Source organism: Streptomyces abyssalis (genome assembly GCF_001751365.1).
Taxonomy (GTDB): Bacteria; Actinomycetota; Actinomycetes; order Streptomycetales; family Streptomycetaceae; genus Streptomyces; species Streptomyces abyssalis.
The window spans coordinates 69,477-81,909 of sequence record NZ_LJGT01000035.1; the positions used below are offsets into that span (position 1 = coordinate 69,477).

9 protein-coding genes are annotated in these 12,433 nt (G+C 71.5%); 4 read left to right on the top strand and 5 right to left on the bottom strand.

Annotated features, from left to right (window positions below; genetic code table 11):
- Positions 1-234: 234 nt before the first annotated feature.
- The 4 genes from AN215_RS00525 to AN215_RS00540 all read right to left on the bottom strand — a co-directional run bounded on the left by AN215_RS00525 (position 235) and on the right by AN215_RS00540 (position 5,867).
- Positions 235-1,926, bottom strand: a complete 1,692-nt coding sequence (locus AN215_RS00525) for a DUF885 domain-containing protein (protein WP_431306299.1) — start codon at positions 1,924-1,926, stop codon at positions 235-237.
- Positions 1,927-2,093: 167 nt separating this feature from the next.
- Complete coding sequence (locus AN215_RS00530) at positions 2,094-3,503, bottom strand: GNAT family N-acetyltransferase (RefSeq protein WP_079122561.1); 1,410 nt, start codon at positions 3,501-3,503, stop codon at positions 2,094-2,096.
- Between the two features lie 56 nt (positions 3,504-3,559).
- A complete protein-coding gene (locus AN215_RS00535) occupies positions 3,560-4,249 on the bottom strand; it encodes a DUF1990 family protein (protein WP_070008715.1) in 690 nt (229 codons plus the stop codon).
- A gap of 19 nt (positions 4,250-4,268) precedes the next feature.
- The gene (locus AN215_RS00540) at positions 4,269-5,867 is read right to left on the bottom strand and encodes an alkaline phosphatase D family protein (protein WP_070008716.1); all 1,599 of its coding nucleotides are present in this window, start codon (positions 5,865-5,867) and stop codon (positions 4,269-4,271) included.
- A 633-nt stretch (positions 5,868-6,500) separates the two neighbouring features.
- Here AN215_RS00540 and AN215_RS00545 point away from each other — a divergent pair.
- The 3 genes from AN215_RS00545 (at position 6,501) to AN215_RS00555 (ending at position 10,415) form a co-directional block, all read left to right on the top strand.
- The gene (locus AN215_RS00545) at positions 6,501-7,520 is read left to right on the top strand and encodes a hypothetical protein (RefSeq protein ID WP_070008717.1); all 1,020 of its coding nucleotides are present in this window, start codon (positions 6,501-6,503) and stop codon (positions 7,518-7,520) included.
- A gap of 117 nt (positions 7,521-7,637) precedes the next feature.
- Complete coding sequence (locus tag AN215_RS00550; RefSeq protein ID WP_070008718.1) at positions 7,638-9,164, top strand: amino acid permease; 1,527 nt, start codon at positions 7,638-7,640, stop codon at positions 9,162-9,164.
- 198 nt (positions 9,165-9,362) lie between these two features.
- Entirely contained in the window at positions 9,363-10,415 is a 1,053-nt protein-coding gene (locus AN215_RS00555) for a glutathione S-transferase family protein (RefSeq protein WP_070008719.1), read from the top strand.
- Positions 10,416-10,473: 58 nt separating this feature from the next.
- On the opposite strand, the gene AN215_RS00560 is transcribed toward AN215_RS00555, so the two are convergent.
- A complete protein-coding gene (locus AN215_RS00560) occupies positions 10,474-11,346 on the bottom strand; it encodes an alpha/beta fold hydrolase (RefSeq protein ID WP_070008720.1) in 873 nt (290 codons plus the stop codon).
- 178 nt (positions 11,347-11,524) lie between these two features.
- Between AN215_RS00560 and sigJ the strand changes: the two genes are divergently transcribed.
- Positions 11,525-12,424: an RNA polymerase sigma-70 factor gene (sigJ, locus tag AN215_RS00565; RefSeq protein WP_070008721.1), complete on the top strand. Its 900-nt coding sequence runs from the start codon at positions 11,525-11,527 to the stop codon at positions 12,422-12,424.
- Positions 12,425-12,433 lie beyond the last annotated feature (9 nt).

The window sequence follows — 12,433 nt, forward strand, 5'->3', positions numbered from 1 at the left end:
CCGTGCGGCCGTGGCTGCACGGGAGTGCCGTGGCGTGCCGGGGAGAGGGGGCCGCCCGGTCAATGAAACCATCAGTCGACGGGGCGACTTGTCGCCAAATCGCTGAGGGGACATCGCCGCGACGACTTCCTCAGCGAACGCGAACCCGCGCATGGAAGCGCCGCGCGGTGCGTGCCGGATGCCTCGCCCGGCCGGCCACATACCGCGCGGCGTCTCACGCCGGGCGAGCTGACCTCAGAGCGCGGACAGCTCCGAGACCAGGTCGTCCAGCCCCAACGACCCCTGCGACAGCGCCGCCATGTGCCATTTCTTCGGGTCGAACTCGTCACCGTGCGCCTTGCGCGCCGCCTCACGCCCCGTCAGCCAGGCACGCTCACCCAGCTTGTAGCCGATCGCCTGTCCGGGCATTCCCAGATAGCGCACCAGCTCACTCTCGACGAAGTCCGCCGGCCGGCCGCTGTGCATCCCGAAGAACTCCTGGGCCAGTTCAGGAGTCCACTGCTCGCCCGGATGGAACGGCGAGTCGTCCGGGATACGCAGCGAGAGGTGCATGCCGATGTCGACGATGACGCGCGTCGCCCGCATCATCTGCGCGTCCAGATAGCCCAGCCGCTGCTCGGCGTTGACGAGGAAACCCAGCTCGTCCATGAGCCGCTCTGCATACAGCGCCCAGCCCTCGGCATTGGCGCTGACGATGCCCACCGTCGTCTGGTAGCGGGACAGTTCGTCCGCGACGTGCGTCCACTGCGCCAGCTGCAGGTGGTGGCCCGGCACACCCTCGTGGTACCAGGTGGAGACCAGGTCGTAGACGGGGAAGCGGGTCTCTCCCATGGTGGGCAGCCAGGTGCGGCCGGGACGTGAGAAGTCCAGCGACGGCTGCGTGTAGTACGGCGCGGCCGCGCCGCCCGGGGGCGCGATGCGGGACTCCACGCGCCTGACCCGCTCTGCCAGTTCGAAGTGCGTGCCGTCCAGCTTCTCGATGGCTTCGTCCATGAGGCCCTGGAGCCACTCGCGGACCTCGTCGACGCCTTCGACCGCTTCGCCCTCCGTGTCGAGGTGCCGCAGCGCCTCCCACGGCGTGGACGCACCCGGCAGGACCTTCTCCGCCTCGGTGCGCATCTCACCGAGCAGTCGGTGGAATTCGGACCAGCCGTAGGCGTACGCCTCGTCCAGGTCGAGGTCGGCGCCGTTCCAGTAGCGCGCCCAAGTGGCGTACCGCTCACGTCCGACGGTCTCCGGCGATCCCGCGACACCCGGCTCGTACACCTCGCGCAGCCAGTCGCGCAGCTCCCGGACCGCGCCGGTCGCGTCGGCGGCGGCGGAGGCGAGGACCTCCGTCAGCGCGTCGGGGCCCTCCGCCGCGAAGGCGGCGAACCATCCCTTGCCGTCACCGTCGTCACCGTCGCCGACCCACTCCTCCAGCTGTCCTAGGACGGTCGAGACCTGGCGGGGGCCCGCGTGCAGACCCTTGGCGAGGCCTGCCTCCAGCGACTCCCGGTAGCCGTCGAGAGCGTCCGGGACGGCACGCAGACGCTGCGCGACGGCCGTCCAGTCCTCCAGGGTCTCGGACGGCATGACGGTGAAGATCCCGCGTACCGAGTGGGCGGGGGAGTGGAGGTTGCTGACGGCGCGCAGCCCTTCCTGGGCGTCGTGCACGGCGAGTTCCGCCGTGAGCCGCTCGCGCAGCAGCCGTGCGCAGCGGCGTTCCGCGTCGCTGTCGGCTCCGGGCGTTTCCTCCGCCTCGGCGAGCCGGCGGAGCGTCGTGCGGCTCAGCTCGGCAAGCGCTTCCTGGCCTGCGGGGGAGAAATCGGGCAAGCGGCCGTGGCTCTCCGGTACGCCGAGGTACGTACCGGTGATCGGGTCGAGTTCGACGAGGGCGTCGACGTAAGCGTCGGCGACCTGTCGCGGCAGGGGGGTGGAGTTCATCGGATCGGACATGCTCCCATCCTGGTATGCGCAGGCCCCCGGCGTCATCAGCATCCGCTGTGCCGGGGCCTGCCGGGAGGCGGGCGGTCGCCGGGCCGCCGCACACCCGGGCGGACTTCGCCCGGGTGTGCCCGTCCCTGCGAGCGGGTTCAGCCGGTTCAGCCGGTTCAGCCGGGGCTTCGGGGCACGGACGACGCGGCGGCCGGTGCGTGAACCTCACCCGCGGGCGCGGTTGCGCCGCCCAGCCGGGCCGTGATGACGAGTGTGCTGTCCTCGACCTGGTGGTCGAGGGGCATTCCCAGCTTGCGCATCGCCGAGACCATGGCCGTGTTGGATGCCTGCGTGACGGCGTAGATGTCCGAGGAACCCGCCTCCTGCGCCAACCGCGCCAGGCGGCAGAGCAGTTCGCTCCCGATTCCCCTGCGCTGCCAGTCGTCCTCGACGAGGAGCGCGACCTCGCTCTCGTCCCCGTCCCACAGCAGATGGCCGAGCGCGACGAGCTTCCCCGAGGCCGTACGGGCGGCCAGGGTCCGGCCGAACCGCGGTGAGAGCAGGTGCCGCAGGTAACGGTCGGCCTCGCCCACGGGACCGTGGTAGCGCTGCCTGAGCGTCGTCTTCGAGCACCGCTCGTGCATCTCCAGCGCCGCCTCCAGATCACCGGTGTCGGCGCGCCGTACGGTGACCGGCCAGCCGTCCGGCAGCGACAGCGCGTCCGGGGATCGGGGCACCCTTACACCGGCACCCAGCACGCGGTCCAGCTCCACGAGCGCGGCGGCCCGCGCGAATTCGGCGGGGGTGAAAGGCAGTTGGGGCCGTTCGACGACGAGGACGCCGCCGGCGGGATCGGGCAGGCGCAGCACAGTCCCCTCGCACGTGCCTTCCGGCGGGACCTCGAGTGGCGACGGCGCACCGGCGAACGGTGAGACGGCCGGGACGGACCGCACGGTGCACCGCCCGAGCAACTGCCGCAGAGCGAGCGGCAGTTCGGCGGTGTCGACGGCGGTGCGGGCGGCCAGGCGCAGCACGCGGGTAGGAGTGTCGACGAGGTCGTGGGCGTCGGCCCGCTCGACCCAAGTGCTGCTGCCGCCGGCGGCGTTCACGATCCCGGCGAGCCCGCCGGCCTCCAGACGGGCGGGTGCGCGCAGCACGAACTCGTCCATGGCCTGCTCACGGGCGTCCTGCCCGGTACCCGTGCGGTCACCGGGCCCGGCGCCGGTCTCCGGGCGATGCCCGTGGTCCGGACCGCCACCGGGCCGCAGGCCGAGGTACGGGGTCTCGCCGGGCCGCAGGCCCAGAGGGAAGGTCTGCAGCGAGACGATGTCGACACCCTCCCGTGCGAACGCCGCGCACAGCCGCGCGAGCGTCCCCGGCTCGTCCGGCACAGTCGTGCGCACCCGCCACAGCGAAGCCGCCGCCGTCCCCGGGGACTTCACCCCGGCCGCGCAGCCCTCGGCGCTTCGCGCCGGTGACTGCGGGCGGTGCCTGCGGAGCAGCGACCGCCAGTCGCCGACGCAGCCTGCGAAGAGGTTGCGGAGACGCTGTGGAGCCGGGTGCTCGTTGTGTGACAAGTCAGTCATGAAGCCACTCTCAAGCACCGGCGTTGCCCGATCAAGAACGCCTTGTGACCGATGGGTTAAGGCTGATCTGTCCCCTCGGTGCCGCTTTCTTCCCGGCCGTCGTGATGGCCGCTTTCGCCCCGGCCGGGGCCGGTTCCCCCGCCCGCCGCCGCGCCGCCGCCCGGGGGCGCGCCCGTGCGCGCTTCGGGGCCCTCGCCCGTTCTCCGTCCGGTGCGTACGAGCCGCCGCAGGACCCGTCCGCACCTGCGCGCGTACCACCGCTGGAACACCGGCAGCAGTGGGCCCGCCGCCACCGTGAACCAGGCCGACGGCCTGCTGAAGGCCAGTACGTCCAGCCGGACCGTGCCGTCCTCGTCCTGTACGACCACGAACGCCTCTTCGCCCCGCACCGGGTGACCGGGCAGCGTCCCGTACCCCCATCCGGTGCGGCGTTCCCGGTCGGCCGTCCACACCACGCGGCACGGCGCGTTCACCCGAAGCCCGCCCCAGCCCAGGCCGACGAGGACTTCCACTCCCGGTGCCGCACGGCGCGCCTCGGTGACGAAACGCACACCAGCGGCCCGGTGGAGGCGCCATGTCATCACCGCCTCCGCCGCGAGTTCGAAGTCGGCCCCGCCCGAACCGACTTGAGTGCTCACGTGCAGCGTGCGGAAGCCGGCCGGGCGGCTCCCCGTGGCGTCCGCGGTGGCGCCCGCGCCCGGATAGTTGAGGGGCTCACCGGGCGGGGGGCGGCCGGCGCCGCTCACGGCGTCACCTTCCCGTGGCTCACTGGCCGACCCGGCCGGGCTGCAGCACCTTGGTGAAGAGCGTCTCGCCCCCCTGCTCCCGCAGCCTCACGGTCAACTCGCCGCTGCCGCCGTCGATGTCGACCTGCCCGAAGTACTGGCCGCCTTCGGACGGCGGCGTGTTGGCCTTCTCCGGCGCCTTGACGAAGGCCTGCGACGGTCCGAAGGTCCCGTCGAGCTTCAGGGCGGGGAATCCTCCCGCGTTGAGCGGCCCCGAGACGAACTCCCAGAACGGCTCGAAGTCCTTGAAGGCCGCCCGCGAGGGGTCGTAGTGCTGTGCCGAGGTGTAGTGGACGTCCGTGGTGAACCACACGGTGCCGGTGATGCGTTCACGCTTGATGTGCCGCAGCAGTCCGGCGAGTTGGAGCTCCCGGCCCAGCGGCGCACCGGGGTCGCTCTGGGCGATGCCCTCGAAGTCCGTCGTCCCGTCGGGGACGACGAGGCCGATCGGCATGTCGGAGGCGATCACCTTCCACACGGCCCGCGAGCGCGAGAGCTCCTTCTTCAGCCACTTCAGCTGCGCCTCGCCCAGGATTCCCGTGGGGTCCTGCTCCTGCCTGCCAGGGGAGTTGGCGTTGCGGTAGGTCCGCATGTCGAGGACGAAGACGTCCAGCATCGGGCCGTGGCGGACGACGCGGTGCACTCGCCCGTCCTCGTCCTTCGCCGGGAGGCTCGTGAGCGGGTGGTATTCGGCGAAGGCGCGCAGCGAGCGGGCGGCGAGAGTGTCGACGTCCTTCACCTTGTAGCGGTCGTCGTCGATGATCTCGCCCGGGTACCAGTTGTTGAGGACCTCGTGGTCGTCCCACTGGACGACGGAGGGCACCTGTGCCTGGAACCGGCGCAAGTTCTCATCCAGCCGGTTGTAGCGGAAGTTGCCGCGGAACTCCGCGAGGGTCTCGGCGACCTTCGACTTCTCCTCGGTGGTGACGTTGCGCCACACCCCGCCGTCCGGCAGCGCCACCTTCTCCTCGATGGGCCCGTCGGCGTAGATGGTGTCGCCGCTGTTGAGGAAGAAGTCCGGATCCAGACGCCGCATCTCTTCGAAGATCGCGTAGCCGCCGCGGTCGGGGTTGATCCCCCAGCCCTGCCCGGCCAGGTCTCCCGACCAGAGGAAACGCACGCCCTGCCGCCGTCTGCCGGGCGCGGTGCGGAAGGTGCCGCGAACCGGTTCGCCCGTACGCCGCGGGTCGTCGGGATCCGCGAGCGTGACGCGGTAGAAGACCTGTTCCCCCGCCGGCAGCCCACGCAGCGGGGTGACGCCCGTGAAGTCCGTGCCCGGGCCCACCACCGGGCCCTCCCAGCGGCGGGCGCCCCGGAACGACTCCGTCGCGGAGGTCTCCACCACCATCCGGGCCCGCCGGTCGGACCGTACCCACACCAGAGCCGACGACGTCGTCACATCACCGGTCTGGACACCCCACTTCGCCCGCGGACGTCCGCCGAGCGCCTGTGACGGTGCGGCACCCGACAACGCCGGCAGGGAGAAGGCGGCGGACGCGACCAGTGAGCCGCGCAGCATCGCACGCCGTCCCGGCGCCGTGCCGCCGGTGGTGCGGAAGATGGGGTCCTCGTGCGCCATGGACGAGCCTCCTGGATCGCGGACGGACAACAGGGCGGTACGGACCGGAACGGGCGATACGTATCACCGCCTCGCGGGCGGTGCACGCGACACCTCGGCGAGCACAGCGAACGAACACCGGACTCAGTGAACACCGACGCAGCAACTGCAGAAAGGGTTCCGTGCGCTGCGTACGAAGGCCGCGCAAGTCGCACACCCCATACGGGTCTTGACGTGTGTCGCCGCTGCCTCCAAGCTCTCTCCTTACATCCTGACCTGGCGCGTCAGCGCGGTCCCCCACGCGCGCGGCGCCCACGACGGCACCTTCTTCTCCGCGGTGGGGCGGAGGAGATGAGCCTGGAAGACGGACGCGGAAGCGGCAGGGATGCCGGTCGACGACCGTTCGCGGACTTTCGGCGCAGGACCGTCACATTTCCCACTGCTGGCTTGTGACCTCCGAGGAGTTAGGTTCGGTGATGAAACCGGGACACGCGGTCACGCTTCCCTGCTCGTCCGCTTCGCGCGGTCGCCGGCATGCCGCGGTCCCCGCCCCAGCCGTTGAGGAACTTCCGTGATGCCGCACCACCCGCCGCCGTCCCCGATCAGCCCGACGCGCCGTTCGCCGTCGCGCCCGGTGGCCACGGAGCGGAACTGATGCGGCGCACGACCGGGGGAGCCGGCCGAGGGATCCGCCCCGTCTACAGCCCGGCCGGATTCGACAACGAACTGCGCGGCGCCCTGGAGGAGTTGCGCGCCGGGCGCTGGGTGGCCATGCGCATGCTGCTGGACCGTACGGGCACCTCATGGGGGCTGCGCACGGCCCGTTCGCAGGTGCTGGGCGTCGTGGCGGCGGGGTCACAGGTCGTGGAGGCCTGGCTGCAGGAGGACCCGCGCAACGCCGACGCGCGGATGATGTCCGCACGGGTCGCGGTGGAGCGCGCCGTCCGCGCCCGTCGTGAACACCACTTCAGCGCCGGAGAGTTGGAGAAGGCGGCTCGTCTGGAGTGCCATGCCGCGGCCGAGTTGCTGCCGGCCGACCCGGTGCCGTGGGTGTGCCTGCTGGCCCTGGCCCGTCTCGACGAGCGCCAGGAGCGGGGCGAGCACCGCGAGCGCGCCGCGGAGCCGATGCTCCCGCCCGGACCGTGGGGGCTGCTCTACCGCGTCTACGAACGCGACAGATACAACCGCGAGGCTCACCACCGCATGCTGCACTTCCTGCACGCGCGCTCCGAGGGCAGCTTCTCCACCCACGCGTCCGCGGTCGACTTCGTCCGCTGGGTCTCCTCCTGGGCGCCTGCCGGCTCGGCCCTGCTGGCGCTCCCGCTCTACGCCTACGTCGAGCAGTACCGGCGCCAGATCGCCGAAGGCAAGGACGATCCGCTGCTGCGGCAGCAGTGGGCGCACGATCCCGTCGCCCTCGACGCCCGTACGGCCCTGCAGGGCTGGTTCGACCACACGGACCCCACCAGCCAGTCCGTACTGGACCTCAACCACCTGGCGCACGCTCTGTGGGCGGGCAAGCGGGCGGCGGACGCGGCACGCGTCTTCGCCGCGCTGGGCCCGTACTTCACGCAGCAGCCGTGGCTCCAGGTCGCCGAGGACCCTGAACGTCCCGAATCGGCGAGGGCCGAGTACTGCCGGGCCCGCGAGGAGTCCTTCGCAGCGGACAGCTGACCGCCGCGGCCGGACCGCAACCCGGTCGCCGCGATCCAGCAACCGCCGCCCCGCCACTGTTCCGCCGCACCCGCCGCCACCCGCTTCCGTCCCCTCGCACCACCCAGGAGGTTTCCGTTGATCCCCAACGTCAGGCCGCGTCGCGACGACCGGATCGACGACGACGCCAAGCTGCGCGACCTGGGGTATCACCCCGTACTGATCCGCCGCATGGGCCCGTTCGGCAACTTCGCCATCAGCTTCTCCGTCATCTCCGTCCTCTCCGGATGCATGACCCTGTACGGGTTCGGCCTGGTCACCGGCGGACCCGCGGTCATGCTCTGGGGCTGGGTGCTGGTGGGCCTGATGGTGATGTTCGTCGGCGCCGGCCTCGCCGAGGTCACCAGCGCCTACCCCACCTCCGGTGCCCTGTACTACATGGCGGACCAGCTCGGCGGCCGCCGGTGGGGCTGGTACACCGGGTGGCTGAACCTGCTCGGCCTGCTGGGGACCCTCGCCGGAATCGACTACGGCGCAGCGATGTTCACAGGCGCGCTGCTCAACCTCCAGTGGGGGGTCGAGCCGACGCCGGGCGTCGTCATGCTGATCTTCCTGTGCATCCTCATGCTGCACGCGGCGCTGAACCTGTTCGGAGTGCGGCTGGTCAGCGTCCTCAACTCGGTCAGCGTGTGGTGGCACTTCGCCGGTGTGACGGTGATCGTCACCGCGCTCGCGCTCATACCGTCCGAGCACCGCAGCGCCTCGTTCGTCTTCGGCGAGTTCGTCAACGACACAGGCTGGTCGAGCTCGCTGTATGTGGTGATGATCGGGCTGCTGCTCGCCCAGTACACCTTCACCGGATACGACGCCAGCGCCCACCTGTCGGAGGAGACCACGGACGCCGAGGTCAGCGCCGCGCGCGGCATCGTTCGGGCCGTCGGATGGTCCTGGGTCGCCGGCTTCGTCCTGCTGGCCGGGGTGACCTTCGCGATCCAGGACTACGCGGGCACCCAGAACAGCGCGACCGGTGTGCCACCCGCACAGATCTTCCTCGACGCGCTGGGCCTGACCGGCGCGAAGCTGCTGCTGCTGATCGTGATCATCGCTCAGCTCTTCTGCGGCAACGCCGAGGTCGCAGCCGCCAGCCGCATGGTCTTCGCCTTCTCCCGTGACGGTGCACTGCCGTTCTCGGCCCAGTGGCGGCGCGTCAGCCCCCGCACCGGTACGCCGGCCCGTGCCGTGCTGCTGACCGTCGCCGTGGCCGCGCTCCTCGCCTCACCGGCGCTCTTCAGCAAGGCGGCGTACGGCGCGGTGACGGCGATCGCCGTCATCGGCATCACCCCGGCCTACGCCATCCCGATCTTCCTGCGGCTGCGCTACAAGGAGCGCTTCCGGCAGGGGAAGTGGAATCTCGGCCGCTGGGGTGTGCCGATCGGCTGGACTGCCGTGGTGTGGGTGGCGTTCGTGACCGTGCTCTTCTGCCTCCCGCAGACGAACCCCATCAACGTCGACTCGTTCAACTACGCACCCGTCGCCCTGATCTGCGTGCTGGGGCTCGCCTCGTTCTGGTGGGCGGTCGCCGGACGCGGCTCGTACACGACGCCCACCCTGAGCAGCGGCAGCGGCGACCGTGAACTGGCGGAGATGAGCGAGGAGATCGTCTGACGGCGCCCGGGGCGGCGGCTGCCGCCTGGTGCCCCCGGCCCCGGTGCCGGCCCCGGCCCCCGGTGCCGTACGGAGGACGGCACCGGCTGAGCGGCCCCTTCCGCCCGGCGTTTCCGGAATGTCACCGCCCGGCCGCAGGTGGACGGGCCCGCACGGGGGTAGAGGGTCACCGGAGACCCACAGGGAAGGAACCGCACCTTGAGCCTCGACGGCGACACGTCCACCACCGGCGACACGGCCCAGAGCAACACCGCGTACGGGAATAAGGCATTCAAGAGGTCCAAGAGCCACTTCGCGGACCGGATCACCGCCGACGCTGCGGACGGCTGGCCGGTGGAGGCAGGGCGATACCGGCTCGTCATCAGCCGGGCCTGCCCGTGGGCGAGCCGGGCCGCCGTCTCGAGGCGGCTGCTGGGCCTGGAGGACGCGTTGTCGCTCGCCGTCACCGATCCCCTGCAGGACGACCGCAGCTGGCGCTTCACGCTCGACCCCGGCGACGAGGACCCCGTTCTCGGCATCCGCTTCCTGCACGAGGCCTACGACGCCCGCGAGAAGGAGTACCCGGGCGGTGTGAGCGTCCCCGCGGTCGTCGACGTCCCCAGCGGCCGCCTCGTCACCAACGACTACCAGCAGCTGACCCTCGATCTGGCGACCGAGTGGACGCATCTGCACCGTGCGGGCGCCCCGGATCTCTATCCGGAAGCGCTGCGCGACGAGATCGACGAGGTCATGGACGGCGTCTACCGCGACCTCAACAACGGTGTCTACCGGGCCGGATTCGCCACTGGTCAGGAGGAGTACGAGGGGGCCTACGGCGACGTCTTCCGGCGGCTCGACCTTGTCTCCGAGCGGCTGGCCGGCCGCCGCTACCTGGTGGGGGAGAGCATCACCGAGGCCGACATCCGCCTCTTCACCACCCTCGTGCGCTTCGACGCCGTCTATCACGGCCACTTCAAGTGCAACCGCAACAAGCTCACCGAGGACCCGGTGCTGTGGGCGTACGCGCGGGACCTCTACCAGACGCCCGGGTTCGGCGACACCACCGACTTCGACCACATCAAGCGGCACTACTACGGCGTCCACGCCGGCATCAACCCGACAGGCATCGTGCCCGCGGGTCCCGACCTCGCCGGCTGGCTCACCCCGCACCACCGGGAGCAGCTGGGCGGCAGACCCTTCGGTGACGGCACACCGCCGGGGCCGGTGCCCGACGGGGAAGCGGTGCCGGAAGGTCACCGGCCCCTGCCCTGAACGCGTGGGGCCCGGCACCGTGCCGGGCCCCTCACGCGTTCACGGCCTCCGCCGGTGCTCAGACCGCCCGTACGGTCTCCAGCACCAGACGGGCCACCAGCGCCGGGTCGTCGTTCATCGGCACATGCCCGCAGCCGGGAAGCGGGACCAGCCGCGCGCCGGGGATCGCCTTCTTCGCCCGCGCCCCCTGGCGGCGCAGCAGCAGCCTGTCCTTGTCTCCCCAGCCGATCGTCACCGGCACGTCCGGGATGTCCTGCTTGAAGATCACGTCAGGGCTGCGCCCCACCTTGAGGGTCGGAGCGAACCCGGTCGCCGCACGCATCGAGCGGGTCTCGGCCACGACCGCCTCGGGTGAACGGCGGCCCGGCCGCGCGTAGATGGTGCTGGTGAGCGCCGCCCGGCCCGCCGCGCTGCGGGCCATCCGCTGCAGGAGTCCGTCCGGAATGCCCTTGGCGCCTGCCCGCATGCCCATCAGTACGGCGTAGGCGTAGCGCCTCTCCGCGCCGGTCCAGAAACCGGCGGGGGAGAGGGCCGTGACCGAGCGCGCGTGTCCGTGCAGGGCCAGCTCCAGAGCGAGCAGACCGCCCAGGGAGTTGCCGACGACATGTGGACGCTCCAGCTCCAGGGCGTCGAACGCGGAGCTCAGCAGCGGTATCACGCTGTCGAGTTCGTAGGAGACGCCGTCCGGCAGCTCCGGGGAGGCACCGAAGCCCGGCAGGTCGACCGCGATCACCTCGCAGGAGGCGCTGAGGATGCTGAGCACGGGCTCCCACGCCTGCCAGTGATGTCCGATGCCGTGCAGCAGTACGACGGGCTCGCCGCTGCCGCGCCGCTCGTAGGCGAGGTCGAAGCCGGGCTGCCCCGCCCGGGTGACGTGCACGAAGGACTCCGTGGGCGGCACAGGCGCGTGGGGGGAGGCGACGGAGGTCATGCTGCACTCCTCGTGGATTGCTCGTACGTCGGACACGGAACGGCCGGCGCCGCCCGGGCGTTCGTAGACACGATGTCAGCAAGTGGCCCGCCGCGGAAGCCTCCCGGGGCAACGCACGTGCCGGCGCACAGGCGTACGTGCGTGAGGAGGTCCCGGCAGCGGGTGACATCATGGGCCCGTGGACGCCGAAGAGAGCGATGCGACCGAGGTCGAGGTGTTCGAGGAGCACCGGCCGGTCCTGCTCGGCGTGGCCTACCGCATGCTGGGCCGCGTCGCAGACGCCGAGGACATCGTCCAGGACGCCTGGCTGCGCTGGGCCTCGGCCGGGCGCGGGGAGGTGCGGGAGCCCAGGGCGTTCCTCGTACGCGTCACCACCCGGCTCGCCCTGGACCGGCTGCGCTCGGCGCAGCACCGTCGCGAGACCTACGTCGGACCGTGGCTGCCCGAGCCGCTGCCCACCGACATCCATGCCGGTCAGGTGCCGGACGGCGCCGACCGCGTGATGCTGGCCGAGTCCGTCTCGGTGGCCGTGCTGGTGGTCCTGGAGTCCCTCTCGCCTCTGGAGCGTGCGGTGTTCGTGCTGCGCGAGGCGTTCGGCTTCCCCCACGAGGAGATCGCCGCGGTGCTGGACCGCAGCCCGGCCGCCGTACGGCAGCTCGCCTCACGTGCGCGTGCGCACGTCTCGGAGCGCACCCCCCGCTACGAGGTGGACCCGGCACAGCAGCGTGAGCTGACGACGCGGTTCCTCGACGCCGCCTCCCGCGGCGACATCAACGGCCTGCTGGAGCTGCTCGCACCCGACGTGCGTGTGGTCGGCGACGGCGGAGGCAAGGCCAAGGCGCCGCTGCGGACGATCACTTCGGCCGGCAAGGTGAGCCGCTTCATCCTGGGCATCGCCCAACAGGGCCTCGCCGACATGGAGTTCGCCCTGACAGAGCTCAACGGCGCGGCAGCCACCGTCGGTTCCATCGGGGGCAAGCCGGCGGCTGTGATGTTCCTGGACGTGGCCGACGGCCGCATCCGCTCCGTCTATCTGCTGGCCAACCCGGACAAGCTGGCTCATCTGCGGACCCCTTGAGCGGCATGC